General features: G+C 64.8%; 19 protein-coding genes. 18 read left to right on the top strand and 1 reads right to left on the bottom strand.

What is annotated here, in order from left to right:
- Positions 1-109 precede the first annotated feature (109 nt).
- From OHQ90_RS32965 to OHQ90_RS32925, 9 genes are all read left to right on the top strand, one after another.
- The gene (locus tag OHQ90_RS32965) at positions 110-1261 is read left to right on the top strand and encodes a GAF domain-containing protein (RefSeq protein WP_328404213.1); all 1152 of its coding nucleotides are present in this window, start codon (positions 110-112) and stop codon (positions 1259-1261) included.
- A 67-nt stretch (positions 1262-1328) separates the two neighbouring features.
- The gene (locus OHQ90_RS32960) at positions 1329-2333 is read left to right on the top strand and encodes a conjugal transfer protein (protein ID WP_328404211.1); all 1005 of its coding nucleotides are present in this window, start codon (positions 1329-1331) and stop codon (positions 2331-2333) included.
- Positions 2334-2352: 19 nt separating this feature from the next.
- Positions 2353-2613: a hypothetical protein gene (locus OHQ90_RS32955; RefSeq protein ID WP_328404209.1), complete on the top strand. Its 261-nt coding sequence runs from the start codon at positions 2353-2355 to the stop codon at positions 2611-2613.
- Positions 2610-3104, top strand: a complete 495-nt coding sequence (locus OHQ90_RS32950; RefSeq protein ID WP_328404207.1) for a hypothetical protein — start codon at positions 2610-2612, stop codon at positions 3102-3104. The genes OHQ90_RS32955 and OHQ90_RS32950 overlap by 4 nt, the downstream gene beginning before the upstream one ends.
- A complete protein-coding gene (locus OHQ90_RS32945) occupies positions 3104-5632 on the top strand; it encodes an ATP-binding protein (RefSeq protein ID WP_328404205.1) in 2529 nt (842 codons plus the stop codon). Before OHQ90_RS32950 ends, OHQ90_RS32945 begins: the two co-directional genes overlap by 1 nt.
- A gap of 278 nt (positions 5633-5910) precedes the next feature.
- Positions 5911-8097, top strand: coding sequence for a hypothetical protein (locus OHQ90_RS32940; protein WP_328404203.1), 2187 nt, complete (start codon positions 5911-5913; stop codon positions 8095-8097).
- 19 nt (positions 8098-8116) lie between these two features.
- Positions 8117-8995 (top strand): hypothetical protein, encoded by an 879-nt coding sequence (locus tag OHQ90_RS32935; RefSeq protein WP_328404201.1) that lies wholly within the window; start codon positions 8117-8119, stop codon positions 8993-8995.
- Positions 8996-9444: 449 nt separating this feature from the next.
- The gene (locus OHQ90_RS32930) at positions 9445-10524 is read left to right on the top strand and encodes a DUF4226 domain-containing protein (protein WP_328404200.1); all 1080 of its coding nucleotides are present in this window, start codon (positions 9445-9447) and stop codon (positions 10522-10524) included.
- Positions 10524-11762: a transglycosylase SLT domain-containing protein gene (locus OHQ90_RS32925; protein WP_328404198.1), complete on the top strand. Its 1239-nt coding sequence runs from the start codon at positions 10524-10526 to the stop codon at positions 11760-11762. Before OHQ90_RS32930 ends, OHQ90_RS32925 begins: the two co-directional genes overlap by 1 nt.
- Positions 11763-11772: 10 nt before the next feature.
- On the opposite strand, the gene OHQ90_RS32920 is transcribed toward OHQ90_RS32925, so the two are convergent.
- On the bottom strand, positions 11773-12768 hold the full coding sequence (locus OHQ90_RS32920; protein ID WP_328404196.1) for a C40 family peptidase: 996 nt from the start codon (positions 12766-12768) through the stop codon (positions 11773-11775).
- 883 nt (positions 12769-13651) lie between these two features.
- Between OHQ90_RS32920 and OHQ90_RS32915 the strand changes: the two genes are divergently transcribed.
- From OHQ90_RS32915 to OHQ90_RS32875, 9 genes are all read left to right on the top strand, one after another.
- A complete protein-coding gene (locus tag OHQ90_RS32915) occupies positions 13652-15940 on the top strand; it encodes a hypothetical protein (RefSeq protein ID WP_328404194.1) in 2289 nt (762 codons plus the stop codon).
- A gap of 237 nt (positions 15941-16177) precedes the next feature.
- Positions 16178-18415 carry a hypothetical protein gene (locus tag OHQ90_RS32910; RefSeq protein ID WP_328404192.1) on the top strand — a complete coding sequence of 746 codons (2238 nt, stop codon included), beginning with the start codon at positions 16178-16180 and terminating at the stop codon, positions 18413-18415.
- Positions 18416-18445: 30 nt separating this feature from the next.
- The gene (locus OHQ90_RS32905) at positions 18446-19957 is read left to right on the top strand and encodes a PPE domain-containing protein (RefSeq protein ID WP_328404190.1); all 1512 of its coding nucleotides are present in this window, start codon (positions 18446-18448) and stop codon (positions 19955-19957) included.
- Entirely contained in the window at positions 19954-20301 is a 348-nt protein-coding gene (locus tag OHQ90_RS32900) for a YbaB/EbfC family nucleoid-associated protein (RefSeq protein WP_328404188.1), read from the top strand. Before OHQ90_RS32905 ends, OHQ90_RS32900 begins: the two co-directional genes overlap by 4 nt.
- A complete protein-coding gene (locus OHQ90_RS32895; protein WP_328404186.1) occupies positions 20301-21053 on the top strand; it encodes a hypothetical protein in 753 nt (250 codons plus the stop codon). Before OHQ90_RS32900 ends, OHQ90_RS32895 begins: the two co-directional genes overlap by 1 nt.
- Positions 21050-21418 carry a hypothetical protein gene (locus OHQ90_RS32890; protein ID WP_328404184.1) on the top strand — a complete coding sequence of 123 codons (369 nt, stop codon included), beginning with the start codon at positions 21050-21052 and terminating at the stop codon, positions 21416-21418. The genes OHQ90_RS32895 and OHQ90_RS32890 overlap by 4 nt, the downstream gene beginning before the upstream one ends.
- Before the next feature lie 34 nt (positions 21419-21452).
- Complete coding sequence (locus OHQ90_RS32885; protein ID WP_328404182.1) at positions 21453-21764, top strand: hypothetical protein; 312 nt, start codon at positions 21453-21455, stop codon at positions 21762-21764.
- Positions 21765-21771: 7 nt separating this feature from the next.
- A complete protein-coding gene (locus OHQ90_RS32880) occupies positions 21772-24300 on the top strand; it encodes a hypothetical protein (RefSeq protein ID WP_328404180.1) in 2529 nt (842 codons plus the stop codon).
- 83 nt (positions 24301-24383) lie between these two features.
- Positions 24384-26360 (top strand): type VII secretion target, encoded by a 1977-nt coding sequence (locus OHQ90_RS32875; protein ID WP_328404178.1) that lies wholly within the window; start codon positions 24384-24386, stop codon positions 26358-26360.
- Positions 26361-26518: the final 158 nt, after the last annotated feature.

The following is a 26518-nucleotide window of genomic DNA, read 5'->3' as shown; positions in this document are numbered from 1 at the left end:
TCCGAAAACTACGGTTGCATTGAGCCGCTAAACAACGGTACATTGCCTAAGTCACGGGATGTCTCATCTGGGTCATGCCCGGAACAACGGCTGAAGCGGGCAATATGCGATGCGTAGTGAAGCAGTGATTCCATGGCTGACGGTGGAAACCCTGACGCCTGGCGTCATGTCGGTGGCCTCCATAGGCAATGAACCGCGAGGTTTCGCGGGTTGGCAGCGTGCGCTGCAGCGGATGCTGTCGAAAACGCCTGCGCTCTATGACAATCTCACCACTCCGATGCTCACCGAGGCCATCAGAGCGGCTCGTGACCAGGCCGAGGACGTCGACCTCACGGTGCCGACCGGATCCGGGCCGCACAAGCTGCTGATCAGGCCGGTATTCGGGCCGGCGGGTGATGTGCACGCGATCCGGCTGTGGCTCGGGCCTGCTACCGCACAGGTGCCCGAGTTGAGCCCTGCGGTCGGCGCGATATGGGACCTCGACAGCCAGACCATCGAACAACCAAGCGGCATGACGCAGCTCTCCGGCATCTCTCCGGAGCAGTACGTACCGAGAATGTCCATCGCCGAGCTGTTTCATCGGGTCTCGACATTCGATCGGCACGGCGAGGTTCTCGATCTGCTCTACAATCCCAAACCCGGCGACAAGTTGCAGTTCGAGACTTCCGTTGCGCATGGCCCGGCCCGTCCTGGACGGTGGCGGATCACCATTCGGGCCCGCGACGACGAGCGCGGGCGGGGTGCCTGGTGGTTGATCGAGGACATCACCTCGGACAACGAGCCATCGGCCTGGCCGACGCTCGAGCGAATCGGACTGCGCGAGGCGCACCGTCGCGCCGGAACTCATCTCGCCATCGTTCAACTCGAACACACCAGCATCGCGCATTGGCTCACCGACCCGGCGCCCTGGATTCGATGGGACTATTTGTTCCGGCCGGTGGACGTGTTCCATTCCGATGACCGGTCCCGTCTGGTCGAGCTCAGTGCTCGGCTCCAGTCCGGCGACAGTGTCGGCGTCACGGTCCGCGCCCTCAATTACGGCGGCGGCTACACCCCGACTTCGGTACTGCTGTACCCGTATCCGGGGTACTCCAGTGGACGGCTCGCGATCGCCCAACTCGTTCGGGTCGGCTACGACGTTCCGGTCCTCGAGCCCAGCCGTACCTCTATGGAGCCGCGGCAACTGAGTGCGCCGATCGGCTACGACGATCAGCTGCGTCACTGGTTGGCGGGCCGGGTGCAGCGGAGCCCCGCGTGGTGACGTGCTATTCCCACTCATGGGAACGGATAGCCGGTCGGGATCGGCTGTGCTCTCTACCATTTCGGGAGTGAGGACAGTGGGTCGCGGCGCAGAATCAGGTGAAGCTTTGCTTCGCCGGATGGCCGCGCGACGCCGCCGCGACAATATCTTGGTCGCCGTGCTTGCGGTACTCGCCGCACTCGGTGGTGGCCACGCAATTTTCAGCATGTTTTCCGCGGGTCCGCCGCCGCTGTCGGACAACACCACGACCGCGATTGTCGGACGCGCGCAATTGGCGGGAGCCTTTGCCGAACAATTTGTCGTCACTTATCTGACTGCTGTTGCCGGACAACAGGATCGGGTGGGCGAATATGTCGGCGGTGGGCAACAGATATCGCTGCCGACGGCCACGCGGGTGGTGTCGGATCCCGCCGTCGTCTATGTCTCGCGTGTGACGTCCACCGGTGGTCTCGACGTCTGGTCGGTGACCGTGTCGGCTCGGGTCGGCAAGGGCACGACGGCGACGGCCGCCGACCCCCGGTTGTTCTACCGGGTCGCGGTCTCGTTGTCCGAAGGCCGGTTACGCGCGTTATCGGTGCCCGCGATGGTGGAGCCACCGGCGCGGGGCGCCGATCTGGCGCTGGCTTACTCGACCCCATGTGCGGCGGACACGCCCCTGGCCCAGGTCGCGGCCGGATTCCTCGGTGCGCTGCTCGCTAATTCGGGCGACGTCGTCCGGTACACGGCTCAGGACGCTGCTATCACGGCCCTCAAACCGGCTCCCTTCACCGCCGTCGAACTCGTCTCGCTCGCTGCCGATGACACCAGTTGCGGCACCGGCAAAACCAAGGCTCAGGTGTTGGCCACCATCAACCCGAAGGCCGACGGCGGCGCCACAGCGACGCTGGCATATCCGCTGTCGATGGTCCGTAACGGCGGGCAGTGGCAGGTGCAGTCCATAGATTCGATACCCGCACTGGCGAATCCGCTGGCGATCGTCGGCGGACAGGACTCCCGCGGCGCGGGGGCATCAAAAACGTCGACCGCACCGCCGACAACGACGGTGCAGATACCGCCGGCCAAGCAGAATTGATCCGAGAAGAGGCACCCCGATGGGTAATCTCAGCTACATCCTCTATGGCGTTCTGATGTTCGTTCGCTGGGCAGGATTGATTGTCATCACCATCCTCAGCATGGGTGTGTTGATCTCCGAGGCCGCCAAATCGAGGCTCTCGCCTGCCAAGATCCTCACGGTCGCCGGATCGGCAATCCTTGCCGCAGTGATGTTCTGGATTCTGCCGACACTGGTCAATTACGCGCGCACGGATGCGAACATCGTTGTCCCCGACCATCCGATCGGTGGCTATCGGTGAGCCAGACGATCAAGGTGTTCACGCCGATCAAACGCGTTCCCACCATGATCGGTAAGGCACAGAACGGGCAGAAGCTGCCTTTCGGGCCTTACACGCTGCCGCAGGTCGTCGGCGCGGTCGTCATGATGACGATTGCCTCGGTGTGTGCCATGACCATTCCGGTCAACCCCGCGGTGACCTTTCTGACCGGCCTCGCCATCACGGTTGCCGCGGTTTTCGCCATCGGGTTGGTGCCCTACAACGGCGTGCGGATGACCTCACGCGCGTTGTGGGTGGGTCGGCTGATCGTGAACCGCAAACCGGTCTCCGCATCCGGTATGCCGATCGGCTCCGACTCGACGCGTACTACCTTGTTCGTCGAGGAGACGGTGGTGCTGCTCCTGCCCGATCCGCCGACGGCCGCCAAGGTGTCCAGTAGGCGCGACACCAGCCTCCAACTGCTCGAGGTGATGAGCAGCGGCCGCGGCACGGCATCGGATGGACGTCTCTGATGGCATTCGGACGAGACATTCAGCCAACGGCGGCGATTCGCGGGCACCTACAGTTCACCCATTCGGGACTGGTCACCGCGACCTATTTCGTAAACCCGCTCGGCTACGGCTTGCGCAAAGCCAGCGACAAACACGACGTGAAGGTGGCGCATCACGCCCTGATCAACAGCCTGCCGAACGGTTCGCTGCTACTCGGGATCCAAGCGCGATTGAACACCCTCGACGTGCTCACCAAAATGGTGGAGGGCGTCGACCTCGACGAATGTGAGGACTACGCCGACGAGGTGGTTGCCTCCTACGAGCGGGTGCGCGCAATCATGCCGCAGACGCGGATCTTCCTGCTGTCGATACCGGTAGGCGCGGCCAATGCGGGGATGTCCGCGCTGTCGCGGGTCTGGCGAGGCAGTACCGCCACGATCGATGCGACTTCGATCTCACGAGCAGAGCTGGACGCTTACGACGAGAAGGCAAACGAGATACTTTCGCGTATCGGCGGTGAGTTCGACCCGGTTCCCGTGCCTGCCGCGATGTTTCAGTGGTTATGGGAGCACTATCTCTCGCGTGGCGCCGCCGGTGATCCGGTCGCGCCGACCCGGGCGGGAGCATTGGACGATGCCACGGCCGCGGTCTTCCGCTCCGCGGCGCTCGACGAAGGAGCACAGGCCGACAGCAGTCGACGCATCCGGCCGTCGTTCATCCCCGTAATCAAGGTGGTACAGCCGGATTTCGAGTACCGACCCTCCTACCAGGCGATGCTCACTCCGCATTCGTTCCCGTACTCGGGGATGCAGTTCCCCGGCGGCAGTGAGTTCTTGAGCGTGCTCGAGGGCCTCGGTGACGTTACCGTCGACTGGGGGATGCGGATCTCGACCAAGCCCGCCGACCAGGTGCTCAAGAACAACGAGCTGAACCTGCGGCGCCTCGGCGAGCAGATGGACCAGCGAGATCAGGAGATCTCCTTCGCGCAGAACACGCTGACCTCCAAAGCTCAGATGCTCGGCGAGTACAACCAGCATTTCGAGGTCAACGGTGGTGAGTCGGAGGTGTCGTTCACCACCGTCATCGCGATCGGCGGCCCGTCGCGCGAGACGACGATGGACGCGGTCAACGCGCTCAAGCGCCGCTACAAGCGTTTCCAGGTAGAGATGACCGCGCCGGTCGGCACTCAGGTCGATCTGTGGTCGATGCTGATACCCGGCAGTGCGCCTCGACGGGCATTCGACGATTTCGCCCATATCGTCCCCTCGGATATGTGGGCGGGCTTCGTGCCGTTCACTACCAACCAGGTCGGTGACGACAGCGGTCCGGTGATCGGGGTCAATCTGCTGTCCGGCAATTTCGAGCCGATTCACTTCGGCATCATGGAAGCGGCGCTGCACGATCTTTCCGCGTCGTTCGCGGTTACCGGTGAGCTCGGTTCGGGTAAGTCGTACTTCCTGAAGCTCATGGCGGTGCTCGTCCACGATATGGGCGGCCAGTTCCTTGCCATCGATCGCAGTCAGGTGGGGGAGTGGGAGCACTTCGCTTCCTCGATCGACCAGGCTGTCATCATCGACCTGGCGAATCCCACGGTGTCCTTGGACCCGTTGCGTCTGTTCGCGCCGAGGATCGCAGGTGAGCGGGCCCTCGACTCGATCCTGCCGCTGTTGGACCTGTCTCCGACCTCCGGTGCGGGTGCCGCGGCGAGCAACCTGCTGACCCCGAAAGGTATGGCCGAGCACAAGATTCACAGCCTGCTCGACCTGTTCCATGTCGTCCAGCGGCTGCGCGACCAGCCCGGCAATGCGGAGGAATACGCCGATCTCGCCGCGCGCCTCGGTACGGTGGTCGAGCGGGTTCCTGTGCTGTTCGACCCGAAGCTGCGACCATTGCGGCTCAATGCCGCCGCGACGGTTGTGCGCAGCCACAATCTGGCCCTGCCGACAGCGGAGGAACTGATCACCCCGCACCTCTACAATCGGCTGCCGCTGACGAAGCGGCTCGGCACCGCACTCTATGAGCTGGTCGGCGTCGCGGCACGGGAGGCATTCCTCACCGACAACGGTCGGTTCGGACTGCTGGTCGGCGACGAAGCGCACCATTTCACCCAAACCCAAGTCGGCTCCGCGGTGACCTCGGACTTCAGCAGGGACGGCCGTAAGCACTTGGCCGCGATCGGGTTGGCCTCACACGACCCCGCCACGGACTTCCAGGGTGCGGCGCACAATCTGATCCCCAATCGCTTCATCTTCCGGCAGCGCGATGAAACCCTGGCCCGCAACAGTCTGGAATGGCTCGGCGTCGATCTGGACGAAGCACCATTCCTGTTGCAGATATTGCGGGAAGAGACCTCGCCGCCGATCGGGCCCGGCCGCCAGGTGCCGGAGGAACGGCGCGGCGAGATGTTCATGCGTGACGCGTTGAACCGGATCGGGCGCGGCAAGGTACTCGGACCGGCTCGCGCAGACCGTGCCAAGGCCATCACCAGTACTCCGACCAGCGGTAACAGTTCTCGCACCGCGCTGTCGCAACGACAAGTCGCGCCATGATCGGCCGTTTCGGTCGAAACCCGGAATTCTCTGAGGCGCGCATGTCTTTGCTCGCTTGGGAAATGGAGTTCTGGGACCCGGACCGTTGGCAGCCGCGCGCAGTATTTCGGCGCGTACGTGACTGGATCGGTGCCACTAGGAAGCGTCGGTGGGCGGCATGGATCCTGTCGATCGTCTTCGGCTTGATCGTGTTTCCCGGCATCGTCGGTGCGGTGGCGACCGCGCAGACCGGCACCACCACGTCCACGGGGTCATCGACCAACAGCGCTCTCAGCTGGATGAATGTCAGGGACTCGTCGGGAGTCGCGCTCTCGTCTTATGTATTCGCCACCGATCGGGGCACTCTGTGGAACCCGGGGAACACGGCGATCGCCCTGGTCCTCAATCTGGAATTCGCCGGCTGGCTGGTCATCGTGACGACGGCGATCTGGTTGATCGGTTATGCGCTGAGTTTCCGTTGGCTGGATATGTTCGCGGCGGCGTTGCATTCATTCTCCGATACCCTGGTCCGCCAGATCGCGACGCCGCAGATGCTGCTGACCGCAGCGGCGATCGGTGCGTTTTTCGTCGGGTGGTTCATCGTCCGCGGATACCACGCGAAAGCGGCGATCCAGGTGCTGACGATGCTGGGCGTGGCAATACTCGGTCCACTTTTCCTGGCCTCGCCGCTGGAGGACGTGCTTTCGTCGGACGGGTGGTTGGCACAGGGGCGGAATGTGGGTATTTCTGTTGCCGCGGGATTGAACGGCGAAAATAATCCGAATCCGTATCAGTTGGTGGCAACGATGCAGGAGGACTTGGCGGACAACTTCGCGCGAAAGCCGTTGCAAGTATGGAACTTCGGACATGTCATCGACGACCAGGTGGCGTGTGCCTCGGCGTGGACGGCAGGGGCAGGCAGCGAAGATCGAGTGCGGAAGGGGATGGAGGACTGCAAGGACAGCTATGCGCACTGGGCGACTGAGCATCCGAGTGTCGGGCAGATCGGTGCCGGTTTGTTGCTGCTGGTCTCCGGAATTGTCCTACTTGCCTTCGCGGTGGTGTTGGCGGTGAAGGTGATCTGGGCCGCACTCGACACGATCTATCACTCGATCATGGCTATCTTCGGATTCGCGGCAGGCGGATTCATATACGGGGTGACTCAGACTTTCCTGGTCCGCAATTTGGTCGACGCATTCGTTGCTTCTGCGCGTATGGCGATCTACACCATCTTCCTCGGACTCTATGTGCTGTTCCTCGGCAGTTTGTTCCGGCAGGCCGGTGGCCAAGTAATGGCGGTATTCGTTATCGGCGCAATCGTCGAGATTATAGCCATTCTGCAACTGCGGCGACTCAGCGAGGGTATCGACAAAGGCAACAACTGGATCGCAAACCGATTCGCGCTGGCGCTGCACGGGCCCTCCGGTGGCGGTGGTGGAGGTGGCGGGACGGCAATCGGTATGGGCGGCGTCGGTGCCAAGCGCACGATGGGAGCGGGTGCGCTCACCGCGCTCGGAGCGCTGGCCACGGTAGGTTCGTCTCCGCTCACCGAATGGGTCGCGGGAAAGACCCGTAGTCCACTCAGGCCCTATGCCAGAATGGAAAAGAAGCAGCTCCGTAATTCGCTGAGGTATTCTTCCCAGCCGTGGCACGCGGACGCGAATGCGCAATCCATCATGAAATTCGTGCAGTTCTCGAGAGGGGCGCGCGAAGCCGCCGAAAAATGGGGCGGTGTCAATACCTACCGCGGGGCCGCGGCGGCCATTCAAGGTCTGCACGATTCCGGTGGCACTATCGATGCCGCTTGGGGTGCCCTGACGGGTGCTGGATTCACCGACGAGACATTGATGCACCACGCCATTGTGTCCTGGAAACGCGCCTCGGACGATGCCGAGGATGAAACCCTACAGTACAAACACCTCGGTCACGTTGTCTCCGCCATGCAGCACGCCCAGCGCTCCGCGCATCGCCTCGAGAATGGAACCGGGACCGCCCACGAAGCGGCAGCGGACTTGGCGACACTGCACGAGTCCGCATGGCGGTTCCAGCGGGCGAACGATAATTTCGTCACCCTCGACGGCGGTGCGGCCACGGGGCCGCAACGGACCTTTGTCAGGGACTATATGAACGCCCCCAGCAAGGCGAAGCTCGACTCACTTACGGCGCTCGCGGCGTCGGCCAGTCCCACGGGCACCGGCTTGCTGGCAGGCATACAACCCGCGGACGCACAGCGGATGAGAAACGCGATTGGTAATCAACACGCCAGAAACGTTCAAAGATCCGTCGATGATCTTCTTGAGAATCCAACCGACAGACAGAACTTCCGAAATGCCAGACGTGACATCGGCGCTGCTTTGAACACCGATATGTGGGTGTCCGACAAGGCTCCGACACCATGGCATTCGATTGCGCCACCCCAATCAGGCGCGCGGGTCGGTTCTTACAGCTCCGCTATGTCGGCGGTGAACGATCTGTTGAACGGCTAGGGATCCGATGATTCGTGGGATGATGATCTATTGGGTGATCGGTCTGCTCGCGGGCGGTGTACCGCTCGGGTTCTTGTTGTTCTTCGCGGTCGTCATCGGGCACACCGTAGCCACTAGTACAGGAGGACTGGCAGATCAGTGTGACAGCGCTGTGGGGTCGGATCCGTCACACACCGTGGCTCCGACGTCTGCCACGGTCGCGCGGCAACCGGCGGCAAGGCCGAGTTCCCCAGCTTCCACGCCGAGCACCAACCCGTACGCGGAGTTGACCATCGCACCAGGAGATCCCGCAGCCTCCGATTGGTTGGTTGCGTGCCTCGACGCGATGCAGACAGCACCGGTACAGGGTGATCCATTGCAGTACCTCGACGATGGGTTCGCCGGTGCATGCGCCCGTAACCAGGCTCTCGCGCAGCTGGCGTCGTCGGTGGGTGAGAACGGCGGCGGTTCGGGCGGTCGAGTCGGCGCCGCCACGTTGACGCGAGCGGTGATCTACCACGCATCGGTGGCGGCTCTCACCGGCCGATGTGAGTCGATCGTCTCGTACGCGGTCGACGCGGGTGGTGCCGGAGGATCGGCAGCCGGCGGCACCGCGGGTCAGCAGTCCAGTGTGCACTCGAGGTCGTGCGGGCCGGAGACAGTCGGCACTGCCGTCATCGTTCTCCCGAATACCGCTGCGGCGCAGCTCGTCTGCGGCAAGCGCGTCGATCCGGTCGCAATTTCGGCAGGTGACCTGGTCTTCTGGGAATTCGGTGATAAAGGACCCACCCAAGTCGGTATCGCGGTCGAAGCCACCCAGATGGTCACCGCCGATCCGGTGTCGGGAACGTTGGTACAGCGATTGATCCCGACCACGGGCGAGGTACGGGTGAAGCGGGTGCTGGAGAGTGCGCGTTGACGAGTACCGAGCTGTGGCCCCAGGGGCCTGACGGTGAGGTCGATGGCGCCGGGGACGAGGGTGATAGTTCTAGCGGCCCGGTGACGCCATGGTCGGATCGGCCGGGACGTAGGCAGGGAAGCCCGCGGCTGGGGGCTCCGGTGTCGCCCGGTGCGCCGACATCGCCGGTGTCCCCGGTTCCGCCCGGGGGGACAAGTCCACCGGGTCGCAGCGAGACACCGCTGAGTGCGCCAGGGCAGCAGAAAGCTGGTCCGTCCGGTACTAGCGGTCCGGTGTCGCCCGGCACAGCGCCTGCCCATCCCGTGCCTGCTCAGGCTGCGCCCGTGCAGCCTGCGCCTGCGGTGGTGGCGCCGAGTCCGCCGGTCCAGCAGGCTCCGGTCGCGCCACCGGTCGGACGTGCAACCCGTCATGAGGAGCCGGAACCTCCTGCGCCGCTGATAGACCCGGACATGCTCGCGGCGGTCCTGCCCGCGGCGGCGACGGCGGGGACGATGGCGATGGCCACCCTGCCGATGATCGCCTCCGCCCTGGCGGGCCTGGGCGGCGGCGGCCAAGGCGCCAACGGTGGTGGGGATGGTGGCGGTGAAACCACCGACAGTGGACTGTCCCCCGAATCCGAACGTGCACTGAAGGTCCTCGAGCTACTCGCCAAGGTTTACGGCGATGACGAAACCACCGACCCCGACGTCGAAGCCCTCCGCAAAGAGCTGGGCATTACCCCTGGCTCGAGCGGCACCGGCGGCACCGGCGGCAGCACCGGTGCAGGCAGTACCGGCAAGGGCAAAACCGCCAACGCTGTCAGAGCCCGCCAAATGTTCCAACGCAACGCCGCCACCGCATTCGGCAACGTCGACAACCAGCTCTTCCGCTACATCACCGGCCTCGCGGGCAACAACAAAGTCGACAAGAAGGCAGTCCTCGCGTTGCTCCGCGAAGTCAATGTCGCACTCGCCCAGCTGGGTCCGCAGGCCTACACCAAGCAAGGCCAGCAGAAGGTCCGCCAAATCCTCACCGCCGCATTACAAAAAGCTCACGCAGTCGTCTCCGGCAGCAACTCCAATTCCACCGAAACCGCCAACGCCATCAGCCGACTCACCAACCAGTATCTCTTCAACATCTCGGGCCAGAACTACACGCCGGCAACAGCAACCGTCGGCGGCCAGATGCCAGGCGGCACGCTGGGCGACTGGATCAAGCAGGCGATGGACATCCTGCAACAGAGCGGTTGCGACATGAGCAGGGTCGATGCGGCGTCCATCGCGACCATCATCCAGTACGAATCGAACGGCAATCCGCTCGCGACGAACACGTGGGACAGCAACTTCAGACGGGGGACGCCGTCGAAAGGCCTGATGCAGACCATCGACCCCACGTTCAATCAGTTTGCTCTCCCGGGTCACAACAACATCTACAACCCCGTCGACAACATCATCGCGGGTGTGCGATACGCGATCAACGAGTACGGCTCGGTCAGCAATGTGAAGGGCCTCAGGGCTCTGCGCAGCGGTCAAGACTATGTCGGGTACTGATGGCGTCGACGAAACAGGATCCGCCCGAGCCCACCGCTACCGACGCCGACCCCGACCCCGACCCCGGCGGCGACGCTCGGCCGAGCGTCGCCACGACCGAGCCGCGCCGCCCCGCTAAATCCGCCGCTCGGGGCAGTCCTGCGCGGCTACCTGCGATGCCGCCACCAGTTGCAGCCCTCCCGGCGCCGATGCCGTCAGCAGCGGCAGCGCGCGGCCCTGTTGCTCCGCTGATCGCCGAATCACCCACTGCGGGAATGGGACCGGCATCGGCCGCACGACCCGACGCGCTCGCCTGGTCCGGAGCGGCAACGCCGATGGCGGCGGCCGCGTTGGGGACCCTCGCGACGATCGCCGCCCAATATGGTGACGAGAACCCGAATGCCGATACCGGGCAGTCGTACTCGCCTCCGGACATTGCGGCAGGGCCGACCAGAACGATGGCGGGACGCGGCGAGTTGGGATCGCAATATGAGGCCAGCAATCACAACACTTCTCAGCGGGTCAATACCGTGCGGTCGTTGAATGCCGAACTCGGGAACATTCTGGAGGGGGCCGCGGACAGCACCGCGCAGGGCCGAGCCGCCATCGATTCGATCATCGCCGATGTGAACACCGCACTGATCGCGCTCGCCGGCATCTCGGATGTGACGGCTGCGCGAAACTTTCTTCTCGCCACACTGAGCAACGCGGTGCAGCGCGCCGGATCGGTGCTGGAGCAGGGCCAAGCAGCGTCGGCGACCACCGCGGATCGCGTACGCAAACTCACCGACCGATACCTGCAGGATGCGCGGCCTGCCCGGCCGCTGAGGAGGCGACGGCAGCGAGTGTCACACCCGGATGGGCGAGCTTCCGGCGGCGGTCCACCGCGCACGCGGCCCGCGGGCCAGCAGGGCCAATGGATCGACGAGGCCCTCGCCGTTCTGCGCCAACAGGGCTACGACACCCGGCAGATCGATCCCGCCGACATCGCGGCGATCATCCAGCACGAATCGGGTGGCAATCCGAACGCCATCAACCTGTGGGACAGCAATGCCGCGGCAGGCATTCCGTCGAAGGGTTTGATGCAGACGATCGATCCGACGTTCAACTCGTACGCCCTGCCCGGCCATCGTGACATCTGGAATCCGGTCGACAACATCATTGCGGGCGTGCGGTATTCGATCGATCGCTACGGTTCGGTCAGCAACGTGCCGGGAATCGTGCAGATGCGCGGCGGCGGTTCCTACGTCGGATACTGACGGTCGGCAGCTATGACGTCCAACGGGTGGCTCTGTAGTTATTCGGCAAAGGGACTGTTCCAATAGGAACTCCGGGCTTGGATGCCGCGATGCACAGCCCGTTCCCGATGTACATGATGACGTGCCCCGGCAGTCCCGACGACTTGAACGAATCCGCTGGGAAGATGAGGTCGCCTGGCTGGATATTCGCCGGGTTGACCTGTGGCAGTTGGCGATACTGATCCTCTGACACACGGGGAATCCCGACACCGGCGGCGGCAGCCGCGTATTGCATCAGGCCCGAGCAGTCGAACGAATTCGGACCCTCGTCACCGTAGACATAGGGTTTTCCGGTCTGTGCCAACGCGACTTGGATCGCTCGCTGCGCCGCTGCCGTCGTTCCTGCGGCGCCGGCGCTGCCTATGCCGCCGACCGCAGGTGTGTAGTTCTGGCCCGAGATGTTGTAGAGATATAGGTTGGTCAGCTGGTTGATGGCGTTGGCAGCGTCGTTCGAGTTGGATTGCCCAGCGGAGACGACCGTGTGGGCTTTTTGTAATGCGGCGGTGAGGATTTGGCGGACCTTTTGCTGGCCTTGCTTGGTGTAGGCCTGCGGACCCAGCTGGGCGAGTGCGACATTGACTTCGCGGAGCAACGCGAGGACTGCCTTCTTGTCGACTTTGTTGTTGCCCGCGAGGCCGGTGATGTAGCGGAAGAATTGGTTGTCGACGTTCTCGAACGCGGTGGCGGCGTTGCGCTGGAACATTTGGCGGGCTCTGACAGCGTTGGCGGTTTCGCCCTTGCCGGGGTTTACGCCGAGTTCTTTGCGGATGGCTTTGACTTCGGGGCTGGTCGCCTCGCCCTTGCCGTAGACCTCGGCGAGTAGCTCGAGGACCTTCAGTGCACGTTCGGATTCGGGGGACAGTCCACTGTCGGTGGTTTCACCGCCACCATCCCCACCACCGTTGGCGCCTTGGCCGCCGCCGCCCAGGCCCGCCAGGGCGGAGGCGATCATCGGCAGGGTGGCCATCGCCATCGTCCCCGCCGTCGCCGCCGCGGGCAGGACCGCCGCGAGCATGTCCGGGTCTATCAGCGGCGCAGGAGGTTCCGGCTCCTCATGACGGGTTGCACGTCCGACCGGTGGCGCGACCGGAGCCTGCTGGACCGGCGGACTCGGCGCCACCGCCGCAGGCGCAGACGGTACCGGCTGAGCAGGCACAGGCTGAGCAGGCGGTACCGCAGCGGACGAACCCGGCGCACTCGCTCCAGGTGTCGGACCGGCCTTCTGCTGGCCCGGCGCACTCAGCGGTGTCTCGTTGCGACCCGATGGGTTGCCCACCCCGGGCTGGACCGGCGATGTCGGCGCTCCGGGCGGTATCGGGGCTCCTAATCGGGGTCGTCCCTGCTTGTGCCCTGGTCGATCCGACCACGGTGTGACGGGACCGGTCGACTCACCATCGCCGTCGCCCGCGTCGTCGACCTCGAAATCGGCCCCCTGCGGCAACTCCGTACTTGTCATGACACCCCCCTCAGCACCCGCGGTAGGCAGGCAATAGCACTCGGCTGTGCCAGAGTCAGCAGGCGACGGAGGCGCATCCGGTATTTCCTCCTACGTCGATCACCGGTGGCTGGAACGGTGTGGCGGCCATGGTGATTCGCGCACCTCAGCGCACGCGGTACCAGAACCATCTTGAACCGCGTGACCAGGACCGTGGTTCCCATCGGTGGGAATCCTCGACAATGAGTGCGTCGAAGGGAAATGAGCCCATGACCACTGCCGATGTTGGATTCCCTGCCCCGGTTCGGTCGATGCTCGATGCGAGTAGTGGCGCTATCGAGCCGAATGTGGACCCGACCGTGGTGGTAGGCGGTGTCGGTCGCTGCTGCTCGTTGTCGGTTAGGTAGTCGCTGCTATGGGTTTCTGGGGAGATGTCATCACCTCGGTGGCCAGCGTGGCCGGATACGCGCTCGGCGGCCCGGCCGGCGCGGCACTGCTCGGTGGTGTGGTCGGTGGTGTGGTCGCCGGCTTCGAGAGTGGCTGGGATCCGAAAAAAATGCTGGAGGGCGCCGCATATGGAGCAATCGGCGGACTCATGGGCGGTGGCATGGGTGGCATCGGCGTGAAGACGATGGTCAAATCCGCCGGTCGAACCGCGATTCGCGCCAGCGCGCGCGGTGGGAGTCACGCGCTGACCCATAGCACATTCAAAACCGCGCTACCGTCGGCCTGGCGGGCATCCCAACAGCCGCTGACAGCCCTGGGCCGTCGGTCCTGGCGCGGCCTCCTCGGCTCCGCATTCGGGCATTACACCGTATCCTCGATACCTCATATCCCGCAAATGGTGCGCGAGAAATATGATCTATATTTCGGCGACCACAGTCCCAAGTTGTCCAGGATCCCGCTCATTGATATCAGTCCAAGCGACACTCCGTCGAACCTGTCGCATGTGATGATGCCCGATCCGAAGGCGCTGCCGGACGGACTCATATTATCGCTGATGCCCGAGGGGCATTATCGAGGTCTCCCTCAAACTTATCTCGCAAGTTGGCAGAGTTTCGGTAACGGTGCTTATACGCCACCTCCAGAGAAGCCTGCGGTGACGCAAGTAAAAGGCGCGGCAGCAGCGAATATGGCTAGTTATGTGACACGGGTCGACGTGATGACTTCTCACTACATTTCTTTGCGTGAAGCGGATATTCGCGTAGCCAAGGTGGTCAACAAGACAGCCGAGGCGTGCGAGGAGGGGAAGAAGAATGTGGATACCCTCCTCACGACGACGAATGGAATGGCGGGAACGCATCCTCTTGATATCGAGGCCATCACCAAATATGCCCAAGATGGAATTTTGGATACCTCCCACCTCGTCAAAGAGGCCGATTTCACAGAGGACAATTACATTATTTCCATAATCGAGTCGTCGATGATGAGTTTGGACTCCGCGATGAATGGGGACGGGACGGAGGAAAATCCCGGATGGGCGAATGTATTCGGAGCGCTCGGTGCTGAGGTGGGCAACGAGAAGCCTGGCGATGGGGAGAAGCCCGGTGACGGGGAGAAGCCGGGCGATGGGGAGAAGCTCGGCGATGGGGAGAAGCCGGGCGATGGGGAGAAGCCCGGTGACGGGGAGAAGCCCGGCAATGGCGTGATCCAAACCCCGTATCTCACCAACCAAGGCGTCTTGGGTAGCCCGGCATCGCCAAACCAGGTGAGTGCCGGTGGTGACGGCTCGACACCGCAACCTTGGGAGTGGGATACCGAGCAGAGCGACAAACCCGCCGTCGCGGCCGCGGACACCGCCGGATCCAGCACCTCGAACGGCGGCGAATCCACTCCGAGCAAGACCGGGGTCGCCTCGCCCGACACGTCGCAGGCCGCGCAGCCGGATGCCGCACCGATCGCTGCCGCGTCCGCAAGCCCGACCTCCGGAATGGCGAACATCGTGCCTGCGCTGCTCGCGATGAGCAACCTCGGTAAGGCGGGGCCCCGCTCCGATGCCGACGACAGTGATGAGGATCGAAAGGGCGACAACCGCGAGAAGGTTGTCGGAGCTCCGGGCGCTCCGGGAGCGCCGGGCGCTCCGGCAGCTGCCCAGCCGGCGGCCTCGTCGCAGCCCGCCGCGGCCTCGACGCCGCAGCAGGCAGCCTCACCCGGTCGGGTGGCGGCCACACCGATTTCCGCGATGGCGGCGTCGGTACGGGCTCCCCGCGAGGACGACAGCCTGATCTACACCTTCCCGGATGGGCGAACTCAGCGGGTCTCGGCAGTGGTGGCCCATGCACTCGACGCCGCGTTCGGCAATGCCGCGGGCACCGATGCTCGGCACGCCTACGCCAAAACCCCGGCGGCGGTGCCCGCGGATCAGGCCGTCGGCTCGCCGGTCGATCCGTATCAATTGATGACCGGCGACGTCGCGTCGTGGCGCGACCCGATACCGGGAGAGGTCGAGGCGTGGCGTGAAACCTTGGCGCTCCTTGTTGTGTTCGGGACCGACGTCAGCTCCACGTTCGAGATGATCATCGATGGTGAACTGAAGCCCTTCGCTTCCGAGGCAAGCGGCAAACAAGGCGGGTTCGGTCCATTTGCCGGGTTCCGCCACCCGGTCGGTATCGAGATTCCCGTCGCCGCCCCCGATGCGGCGGTTCCGACCCCCATTGCGCCCGTCGACACGTCGGCTGGTGCCTCCATGATAGTTCCGGCATAAGGGGTATTCATGTTTGGGATGAATGCATCGCCATGGGTGGCTTTCGCGGCAGATTTGGGGGTGAGCCTTGCTGTCGGGAGGAAGTTTCCCAACAAGTTCGGCGGTGCAGCCGGTGGTATGGCGGGTGGTGCCTTGGGCGAATTCATCCAAGGGCACGGTTGGAAGGAAATTGGGGAGGGCGCTATTCTCGGAGCCGCGGGCAGTCTTGGGGGCGATGGCTTGGCGAAGCTATATAGGATGAAAGTCACCAAGGGTCTGGCGACAAACACCAGTAACCTGGCGGACGCGACCTTGCATAAAACTGCAAGGGAAGCAGCAGGAGACCATGCTTTAAGGCAGTTTGAATTGGATGCCATAAAAGCTGCGAACCCCGTGTTGTCCCGCGGGGGGAGACTCACGGACGCGGGTAGGAAATATGCCGCAAAAGAAGTCGAACGCGATGCTGCCAAGGCTGCCGACGAAGCTGCGGAGAAAGCGGCGGCTGGGGTGAAAATGCCCGCCAAATCGGTGGACGAGCTCGAAAAATTGAAGAAGAAGCTCGAGTTCAGGAAGAATCAGTTCCGTGGGAAGGCCACTAACCAAAAGGAGGGTTGGGGTACCTCCGGTCTTCGCGCACTGGGGGCGGCGTCCTTAAACGGGATTTTCGACGCAGCGGGTTGGCATCCGTTGGGCGGCGATGCTTATGACCCCCCGCCCGAGAATACCGAAATCATCTTTATCTGGGTCGGTGATTTTGTAACAAATTATCCAGAGAAACCTTTTGCCCCCGATACTAAAAACTTCCCGAAGACGGACCCGTCGACCACGGGATTTCTGTTGGAGCCACCCAATTTGGTCGATGTGCTCAAGCAGTACCATGCTGGCCCGAAAGATTCGGTGGCGGTCTACCTCAACAGCACTTACGACATGTTCGGTGACCTCAAGAACAAGCAGGATCTGAATTTGCCGCCCGCGCCGGTGCTGTCCAAGGCTCAGGTCGCAGGGCTGGTCAGTGCGGCGGGGAAGGAATATCAGAATGCGGCCGACGCTCTGGCGAAGTCGGCTAAGTATTACACTGACCTTCAGAAAGGGTTGAAGGATGCGGTTGATGAAGTCGCCAAAGTGTCTGCGGATGGAAAGCAAAATATCGCAGCCCTCATAGCGGGTATGAACGCAAATGTCTACAAAAGTAGCAAAGGCACCGATCTGGGATTCCTGTCAATGCTCGAGCAGTCGTTCCGCGAGATACAGGATATTACCGAAGAAGGCAGTGGCAAGAATGAAAAGACCGCCAACACGTTCGACGAGTGGGTGAAAGGGTTCGAGGCGAAACAGGCGGAGGAAAGGGCGGCGATGAATAAAGACATGAAAGAGTCGATCGCCGCCTTGAAGGGCAGCCAGCAGAACCCCGGCTTGATACCGAATCCGCCCAACTACGGCAACCTCGGCAATCCGCTCAACCCCAACAATCCGCTCAACCCCAACAGTCCGCTCAACCCCGACAGTCCGCTCAACCCCAACAGTCCGCTCAACCCCGAAAACCCCAACAGTCCGCTCAACCCCAACAGCCCGAGCAACCCCGACAGCCCGAGCAACCCCAACAACATCGCCGACTCGCTCCGCAGCGCGGCCGACAGCATCAGGAATCAGGCCAATGTGCCGCAGATGCCGCAAACGCCGCAGTTTGCAGGAGCCGGTGCGGGCGGCATGGCCAGCGACGCCGGCAGGCAGATGATGGACATGGTCCTCCAGCAGCGGATGATGGAGAACATGGATCCTACTCGGAACCAGCGCTTGCAAGATGGCCTCGATCCAGGTCGGTACCGAGACGATCCGGCCATGGCCTACCCGCCCGCGGCCGCCCCTCCCGTCACCGCGCAGCCTGCCGCGACGGCCCCGCCGACGACCGCGACCCCGGTGCAGCACATCACGCCGCCGCCCAACACCGGCACGCCGGTACCGCCGGGCGGTCCCCTTCCCGGTCGCACACCGGATCAGGACGGAAACATCCTCTACCCGTTCACCTGGGAAAACGGTCGCACTCGCACCCAGAAGGTGCCGCTTGCGGTTGCCCAGGCCCTGGACGTCGCGTTCGCAAGCAAGGATGCGACCAGTGCCAAGGACGCCTACAAGAACACGAAGGCCAAGTGGACCGACGACAAGCACGTGGGCCCGCGGGTCACCCCGGGCCCGGAATTGAAGACCGGCGACATTGCCATGTGGGAAGACGGTCGCTCAGCGATTGTCGTCAAGTTCGGGGACGGTCTGGGAGGCCCGGAGGACTCCCTCGATGTCGTGGTGAACGGCAAACTGACGGAGCTCGCCCCGTTGATGGCCGACACCACAGGAGAATTCGGTCCGTTCAGCGGATTCGCCCATCCGCAGGGGATCGGTGCGGCCGCATCGGCGGAGGACAGCATGTCCGACGGCATGCCGATGTCGGGTGATCAGTCCGCGGGCGCGGCGATGCCGGTCGTCGCGATGCCCGCGGGCTGATCGCGGAACAAGTGGTGAGAGGAGACAACGATGGCGATGCACGTCGATCTGGACGAACTGGTCCGTAACGCGGCGAGGCTTGCCGAGTTGGCGCGGCAGACCGGGACGGCGCTGCCCAAGGGGTGGGTCGTGCCCGCGGGCGCCGACCCGATCTCCGCCTCGTACGTGCCGCGGCTCAACAACGACGCGGCCAAGGTCTTCAACGGAATTGCTCAGGTTCTCAACAACCTCCAGCACACCGCGCACCACATCGGGGCCGCGGCGACCGAGTACAGCAAGGGCGATGCGCACGGGGCCCAGGTGATCGGAGGCTCCGGGGCCGAGGAGGTCGCCAATCCCGTACCCGTGGTGGAGTCGCTCGGCTTACGGCGGCCACCGGTGCATACCTTCCCGGCGAGCGGGGGCACGGTCGATCCGCTGACATTCGCGAAGCAATTGCACGCGGGCCCTGGTCCCGGTGGGGCGACGAGCTTCGCCGAATCGCTTCGCCAGTTCGCGGGTAGCTTTCATGCGAACGCTGTCGAAGGCGCCGACCAAGCCGCGCAGGCCATGCAGCACTGGCGGCCGGTGGGATCCGCCGCGGCCGCCGACATAGCCGAGCATCGTGGTTGGCTTGATCGGTTCGGCAGCGAAATGCACACGCTGGCCGACGCCGCCGACACCTACGGGAACGCGTTCCGGACGGCGAAGGACAAGCACCCGACGCCGCAGGAGATCATGGCAGCGCGTAAGAAGCTGCTCACCGCGATGCGGTCTAAGAATCAGCTTGCGATCGAGGAGGCGTTGGCCAAGTTCCAAGCGCAGAACGCTCTTTCGGCCGAGACGATCACGGGTTACAGCACGGCGGTCGGCTCGAAAGTTCCCGAGGGTGACGATTCCGGCGACGATTCCGGCGACGGTAAAGGTAAAGGCAACGGCAACGGGACCGGTTCGGGTCAGGGCAGCGACCCCAATGCACTCATGTCGATGCTGCCTGCTCTGATGAGCGGGATGACCGGATTACAGCAGGGGCAGGACACCTCGCAGCCGCTCGATGATTACGGTCTCGACGACTACGAGGATCTCGGAGTTCCGAGCCCGGCCAGCATGGTGCCGAGCGGCGGTGGCGGTGGCATCCCGAGCGCGGCGTCGGTCGGCGGTATACCGTCGGCCCCCGGGATCAAGAACATGTCGGGCACGGCGCTGCCTACCGTCGCGCCCACGGGAGCCCTCTCAGGCGGCGGAAGGGACGGACTTCCACGCGCTCAGGTGATCGAGCCGCTCGGCGGCGGAGCAGGGGCGGCGGGAGCGCGTGGGGTGGGAGCGGGCGGTGCGGGAATGCCGTACATGCCGATGTCGCCGGGCGGCGCGGGCGGCGCCGGTGGCGGTGGCGGCGACCGCAACCGTGTGGTGGCATGGCACCCCGATCGCCTGATGTACGTCGACGACACGCCGCACACGGATCTGGTGATCGGTGAGCGACCGACCATCGCCCCGACGGTGACGCCGCCGACGCCGGGCCCGAGCAACCAGAATTCAAGCCAATCCGGAGGAACCGCATGACTATCCATCCCGACGTGCAGGCCGCGCTGGACGCCGCGCGCGAGCTGCGGCACAAGATCGCCGACATGCGCGAGCGGATCGACAATATCCGGGCCAGGCGGCCCTCGCCGAGCGGCGCGGTCATCCCCGAGGTCGACGCGATGGGCAGGCTGACCGACCTGTATCTGGCGCCGGGTACCGCGGCCCACCTCACCGGCGCCGAGTTGTCCGCCGAGATCATGGCCGCCATCCGCGAGAGCACCGCCGACGCGGCACGGCAGTATCAGACGATCATGCAAGTCCCGCCCGCGCTGGGCGACGACGAGGAATCGGTGTCGGCCGCCGCCGCGCCGAGCCAGGCGTGATGACCGCCGCCGTCCCCGAGGTCACCATCGCCGATACGGTGCGGTGGCTGCATGACGAAGGGCTCGTGCGCTTGGCCGGTGTCGCCGAGCAAGCGTCAGGGATAATTGCCGCCTATACCGTCGAGGTGGCCACCGGAACTGTCGTCGCGCATCCCGTGGCCGGATCCGGTGGTGGCTCGGACGTGATAACAGTGGCCGCCGATGATCTGCCCCATCCGGTCGGCACCGCGAGGCGATTGGTGATCGTCGGTGTCACCACGGCGGATGCCTTGCTTGTCGTGGATCTCGCGGCCACCCTTGCCATGTCGATCAACGCCGACTTCCCCGAGCAGGCGGCTCGATCCTGGGCGCTGCAACTGATGCTCAATCCGGAAGTCACTATCACCACCAACTGCTCAGATGTCGCAATCGGTTCCAGCCCCCGATTGCGACAGAGCTTCATTCCCGGTGGCGGCGCATTGATCGTCAATGTCGACGACTCCCGCCCACCGGTCACCGCGATCACCCTCAACGCGGCCACTGAAGGCCCCGACCATCTCGAGCTCGAGGTCGACGGAACAGGGGAGATGTATCTGGGCTCCCGCTTCTGGGCGCTGAGTCATGTGATGCGGATCGGGGACGAGGCTTGGGCCGCGCTCGCGGAGCGACTGGACGCCGATGCCGCCGAATCCGCAGGGCCGCCCGTCGGCTCGGTCACCGACTACTCGATCAGATCCCATTCCTCACAACGACGTTCGGAGGCCAACCGATGAATGAGAATTTCCCCCTTGATGTGGACGACCTCGATTTGGACGAGGACGACTTCGACCCTTCGGCGTACGAGGCCAGGACCTTCGAGGTGTTCAATCCCGATCACACCGCGGGCGTCGCGTGTGACAGAGACGGCGAGATCATCGGCATGCATGTCGCCGACGACGCGCTCGAAAACGGTGACGACTGGCTGGCCGCCGAGATCCTCAAGCTCGCGCGCCTGGCGCACGCGAAGTCCCGAGTAGGACTGCGCAACGAGATGGAGCGCAAGGGCTCACTGCCCTACACCATCGATTCGTTCGACCTTCCGACCGAGGCTTCCTACCGGGCCATGGAGGACGCCGAATTCGGCAGAACCACCTCCTGACGAGACTTCCGGAACTCCGAGACAGGACACCGACATGACCGATCTGAATATGGACGAGTCGCACCGAGTGAACGCGGCCGCCCGTGGCTTCACCGGGGCAGTGAAAACCTATACCGGGCATGTCAAGGCAGTCGCCGAGAAGTGTGAGCCTGTCCATTGCCCCCAATCGGAGCTCGACAACGGTCTCCACAAGGTGGGTCACTGGGTCAGGAGGACGATCCTCGACGCCATACCGCGAGCCGACAAACGCGCGGAGGCGACTTCCGAACACACCGAGGAGACCACCGGTGTGTTCGATGCGGAGGACGCCGCGGGCGGCCATCAAGTCCTTCGCACATTGATCTGAATTGCCGATGGAGCCGGAACGCAACAGCCCGTACTGGAATGCCATTGTCCGCAACGACTGGCCGGAGATCCCGCCCTCCGATTGGAGCGCGCTCGAACGGACGGCGCGTGACGGTGCGGCCGCACTCGATCTTTTCGAGATAGACCAGCACCGTCGCGCCTTCGACGACCGAGTGCGCTCCAGCGCTGGATTGCAGGCGATCAAGGACGACATGCTCAGCCAACGCGCCCATCCGCAGGCTTTCGCGGACGCGTTGGAGGCGGCAGCCGATACCTTCCGAGACTTCTCGGATCTGGTGTACCGGACGCGGAATCAGATCCTGGACATCGTGGAACGGGCGACGAGGCGAGCCGACGCCGAATCACGCACGGCCGACAGTACCGAGGACAAAGAGGAGGCCGAAGCGGCCAAAGCGCGGATCCCCGGCATCATTGCCGCGGCCCGAGCAGAGGTCGAGGACGTGACGCGAGCCGCGATGAGCTCGATCAGCCCGACAGGGTTGCCGACCCTTGCCATCATCGCCGAGACATTGGGCATGCCCGGTCCATGGGAGCCAGGGCAAGCCGGCGGTTCCGGCGGGCCTGGGAAACATCGCCCGGCCACCGAACATCCTGGCAAGCCCGACGACCACGGGCCATCCGCACCACATCGACCCGGCGAAGCGCGGCCGGGGCCACACGGTCCGTCCGGTCCGTCCGGCCTGCCTGGCCCATACGGTCCGTATGGCCCGCTGGGGCCGAGGACTCCGCTGGACGACATCCTCGGCATGCCCGAGCACCAGCCCCGCGATCGTCCGATATCCGACCTCGACGCCGCGGACCGTCCGGCTGATCGTCCGACAGCGGACTCGCAGGTGGCTTCGCCCTCGAATGCGGCTACACCGCACCTCGCATCGCCGGCTGGTACCGCCGCCGCCACGCCGTTCGCGCCTAGTGGCGGTCACGAGGACGACTCGAGCGCCGCGGCGAGTGCGCCGTTACGTTCCGGCCCGATGGATCCGAGTTCCGAGACTCCCGCCCCCGAGCACGGGCCCACGAAGGCAGACGTAGACGCCGACTCGGGCGAGCCGCTTGCCGCAGGCAACGCCAGGACACCTGAGAAGGCTGCCTCCAGCACATATCCGAGCGGAGTCCCCACGGCCGCGCTGGCCGCGGCCGGCCTGTCGGTGACCGAACCAGACCCGGCGCTGCCGATGGCGATGCCGATGTCGGGTGCGCAAGGCGCGTCACTCGGGTCCTCGGTGGCCGCCACGGCAGCGCCGTCCGGATCGACGGCGCAGGCCGCTCAGCCCGGGGTGGGATCTCAGGGACAAGTCAAGCCGGTGGCCCAAGCGGCCGAATCGAAGGCCCCGCCGGTCGTGCCGAAGGTTTCGGCGGGCCCGGCCTCGAGTACTGCCGCACCGGTTGCCAAATCGCAGGCCGCGACCAGTAGCGATCGTGGTGGCGATGGCGAGCCTGCGGAGGAGAGCGGCAGCAACGAACTGATCCGCAATGTGGTCGGCGCCGCGATGACCTCCGCGGCAGCACCGTCGTTCGTGCTCGGCGATCGAGTGGATGGCGACTTGGTGCTGGCGCGCACGATTTTGGGCGGCGTGCTCGCTGCGGTCGGTCCGTCTGTGGTCGGCATCGGGTGGGCAGTATCTGTGATGCGACACCCCAGCGGCATCAGCGCATTCGTGACATCGAACGAGGGACGCGGTTGGCTGCCCCCCGGCTTGTATCTGCCGCGGGAGGTGTCCACGCCCTGGGTGTGGGAGGTCGCCGCGGGGTCCGGCTGGGAGGGCGTGGCCGATCCGGCGCGGGTGCTCGCCGAATTCGCACTGGCCTGGGGGCGCAAGTCGGGAGCCAACCTGACGGCGCTCGCCTCATCGGAGCCGATCGACGTGAACATGCGTCGCCAGCTCGGGGATGTGCCTTCGGCCGGGGAAGTCGGGGCATCATCTGCGATGGATCTGACTACATCGGGCGCGGGGCGCGTGGATCGTCTTGCGTTGGTGGGCGCGCCTGCGCTCTTGGACCGAGCCAATGCGACCCCTGCTGCCGAAATCGGCCGACGCAGCATAGAACTGGCAACGGATGCACATGTGCGGGTCGGTCAGGCTGGGCTGGGTTCGGCCCAGTCGTTCGGAACGTCCGGACTGCGCGAGCGCGTCCTGGTCGCGCTGCGCCAAGGGCGCGAAGTGTCGCAGGACTGGTGGGAGGAATTGCGTGACGCCGATGATCTGCTCGCGGCCACGATGTTGTCGCACCGGGCCGATGTGTCCGCGGTGGCGCTCGGCGAGCTGCGATCGGAGCAAACCGCAGGCAGATCGGCATCCGACCTGACCACCTTGCGTGGCATGGTATTCGAACGGCGGTGCGACGAGATCGTGCTGCTGCTCGAGGATGCTCCATCGCGGCAAAGCCTGCGTGATGCGATGTACGCCCACGCGCAGATTATCGGGCACCCGTCCTTCGTTGCGCCGGCATCCCCAGGGCCGGCACCTCAGGCCGCGGCGGCGCGACGCCCGACCATCACGGCGGGGCCCGGGCGGTGAAGCAGCGGCGAATCATCATTGATTCCCAGCCGTGGGAAGGAATGACAATGATGGGGTCATTGGTGGGAAAGGACTGATCGCGCGTGCCGGACAGTATGGAAATCGACCCCACGGTGCTACGTCAGCTGGCCGAGCAACACCGCCAGGTCGCTCGTGACACCAGGGAGTGGGCCAAGCCGCCCGCAGATTGGCTCGCCTCCTTCCTGGCCACCTACGGCAAGATCGCCTCTCCGGTCTACGATGCGCTGATCCGCTATTACGATGCCCGACAGCGGGCAGGCGAAGCGCTCGCCCTTGAACACGATCAGACCGCGGAATCCTTGGTGGCCTCGGCGAATGCGTATCAAGAATACGACGACGAGATCGCAGCGAACGTCAAGCAGGGCTGGGAGTCGGGTGGCGGCGGTTCCGGATCGACGCCGCTGGGGCAGCAACCAGGCGGCGATTCGGACATGGGCGGCGGGGCAGGGCCCGTCAAGCCGCATGGCAGCGCGTTCGGCGGAATTCTGAGTCATCGTGACGGACCGCCGGTTCCTGTGGAATCGGGCCCTGTTGTGCCGGGTTCTGTCACACCGGGGCCGGAGGCTCCCCTGCCTGCCGCCGCGAATGCCGGGGAACCGGGCTCGAGCCAACAACCAGGGGTCGGTGCGCCCCGCGGGGGAGTCATCGACCCGCCTGCCGCGTCGGCAGGCCCCGCCGAGGCCTCGGTCGGCACGGGGGGTCCCGCGCCCTCAGCTCCACCACTTGCCGCCGGTGCGACGGCTCCGCCCTCCGATCCGCCCTCCGGTGCGTCGGCAGAGCCTGTCGGCAGGCCGCCGCTTTACACACCGATGGACGATCGTGCTGCGGCGGCGTCCGCGAATCCTGCGGACGGCACACCGTCGGTGATACCGGCAGTGCCGATGACGCCGTTCGGTGCTGCGGTCGCCGCGGCCAAGAACCAGGCGGCCGAGCCGGCATACGTCGTCGGCGACCAGGTGAACAACGACCTGGTACTCGCACGGACCCTGCTCGCCGGTGTGCTGGCCGCCGTCGACTCCCCGGTGGGGATGGTCTGGGCGGTGGCGGTGCTGCGCGGGCCTGCCGGACCCGGCGTGTTCATCACCTCGAACGAAGGACGCGGGTGGCTGCCCGCGCGGCTGTTCCTGCCGCGTGAGGTTTCCACACCGTGGCAGTGGGACGAACTGCTCGGCACCGAAGAAGGCAGCGCGTCCCCTTGGGAGGGCGTCTCCGATCCGGCGCGGGTTCTCGCGGAGTTCGGTTTGGCCTGGGGCGCCAAGGCCAACGCCACGCTGTCGGCCATCGTGTCTTCCGGTCCGATCGACCCAGGTTTGAGTTCGCGCCTCACCGATGTCGCGATGGCAGGGCTTGTTGGTCCGGCCTACGACGTCGACCTGCGCGAACCAACGCCGGATACCACCGATCGACTTGGCCTGACCAGCCCGGCGGTGGTCTCGGACCAGCTTGCCGCAGTACCCGACGCACAGGTTCGCACGCGCAGCGTCGAGCTGGCACAGGATGCGCATGCGCAAGTCGGGCGTTCGGTACGGGCGACCGCCGATGCGGTCGGATCGCGACAGTTGCGCGAACAGATCCTGAGCTACATAGAGGCGGGTCGGTCGGTGCCTCGACAGGTCTGGGACGAATTGCGCGACGCCGACGATCTGCTGGCGGCGTCGATGCTGTCGCGCCGAGTCGATGTCGGCCGAGTGGAACTGGGACAGCTGCGGATCGACGCCGAGGTCTCGGCCCTGCGCGACATGGTGTTCGAGCGTCGGTGCAACGAGCTGGTGCTGTTGCTCGCGGAAGAACCGACGGCGCAGAGCTTGCGTGATGTCGTGTACGCGCACGACCAGATCGTGGAGCATCCGCTGTTCGTCCCGGTTCCCGCCGCGGTTACGACCGCAGAGCCGGAGCGTGTTGTCCGTCCTGCCGCCACCGGGGTTACCGCCCCGAGTGTTTCCGCGCCGGATATCGCGGGACCACCCGCAGGCGCGGTGGTCGCTCCGCCGACGGTGCCTCCGGTCGTCTCACCAGAAGGGGCGCCGGAAGGGTCGTAAGCGGCACCGAGGGCGGTCCGGCTGCTGTACCAGCCGGACCGTTCCTGGCCGAACGGCTATCTGCTTCGCCCCTTCCATCTGGGGCCGACGGTGTCGGTGCGCGCACAGCCGGCACCCAGCCCCGTGCATAGCTACCTTGCGCGCACAGAACACCGGAA

The sequence above is a fragment of the Nocardia sp. NBC_00403 genome (assembly GCF_036046055.1).
GTDB lineage: Bacteria > Actinomycetota > Actinomycetes > Mycobacteriales > Mycobacteriaceae > Nocardia.
The sequence above is the reverse complement of the archived record's forward strand: the minus strand, read 5'-3'. Positions and strand labels throughout refer to the sequence as shown.

What these genes read in the sequence shown, in the direction of transcription:
- OHQ90_RS32920 (WP_328404196.1), bottom strand. Translation starts at nt 12,768, where the DNA reads ATGGCCACCCTGCCGATGATCGCCTCCGCCCTGGCGGGCCTGGGCGGC.
- OHQ90_RS32900 (WP_328404188.1), top strand. Translation starts at nt 19,954, where the DNA reads ATGACTATCCATCCCGACGTGCAGGCCGCGCTGGACGCCGCGCGCGAG.
- OHQ90_RS32930 (WP_328404200.1), top strand. Translation starts at nt 9,445, where the DNA reads ATGCTCGCGGCGGTCCTGCCCGCGGCGGCGACGGCGGGGACGATGGCG.
- OHQ90_RS32915 (WP_328404194.1), top strand. Translation starts at nt 13,652, where the DNA reads ATGGGTTTCTGGGGAGATGTCATCACCTCGGTGGCCAGCGTGGCCGGA.
- OHQ90_RS32910 (WP_328404192.1), top strand. Translation starts at nt 16,178, where the DNA reads ATGAAAGTCACCAAGGGTCTGGCGACAAACACCAGTAACCTGGCGGAC.
- OHQ90_RS32935 (WP_328404201.1), top strand. Translation starts at nt 8,117, where the DNA reads ATGATGATCTATTGGGTGATCGGTCTGCTCGCGGGCGGTGTACCGCTC.
- OHQ90_RS32945 (WP_328404205.1), top strand. Translation starts at nt 3,104, where the DNA reads ATGGCATTCGGACGAGACATTCAGCCAACGGCGGCGATTCGCGGGCAC.
- OHQ90_RS32890 (WP_328404184.1), top strand. Translation starts at nt 21,050, where the DNA reads ATGAATGAGAATTTCCCCCTTGATGTGGACGACCTCGATTTGGACGAG.
- OHQ90_RS32895 (WP_328404186.1), top strand. Translation starts at nt 20,301, where the DNA reads ATGACCGCCGCCGTCCCCGAGGTCACCATCGCCGATACGGTGCGGTGG.
- OHQ90_RS32925 (WP_328404198.1), top strand. Translation starts at nt 10,524, where the DNA reads ATGGCGTCGACGAAACAGGATCCGCCCGAGCCCACCGCTACCGACGCC.
- OHQ90_RS32880 (WP_328404180.1), top strand. Translation starts at nt 21,772, where the DNA reads ATGGAGCCGGAACGCAACAGCCCGTACTGGAATGCCATTGTCCGCAAC.
- OHQ90_RS32885 (WP_328404182.1), top strand. Translation starts at nt 21,453, where the DNA reads ATGACCGATCTGAATATGGACGAGTCGCACCGAGTGAACGCGGCCGCC.
- OHQ90_RS32940 (WP_328404203.1), top strand. Translation starts at nt 5,911, where the DNA reads ATGAATGTCAGGGACTCGTCGGGAGTCGCGCTCTCGTCTTATGTATTC.
- OHQ90_RS32965 (WP_328404213.1), top strand. Translation starts at nt 110, where the DNA reads ATGCGTAGTGAAGCAGTGATTCCATGGCTGACGGTGGAAACCCTGACG.
- OHQ90_RS32955 (WP_328404209.1), top strand. Translation starts at nt 2,353, where the DNA reads ATGGGTAATCTCAGCTACATCCTCTATGGCGTTCTGATGTTCGTTCGC.
- OHQ90_RS32905 (WP_328404190.1), top strand. Translation starts at nt 18,446, where the DNA reads ATGGCGATGCACGTCGATCTGGACGAACTGGTCCGTAACGCGGCGAGG.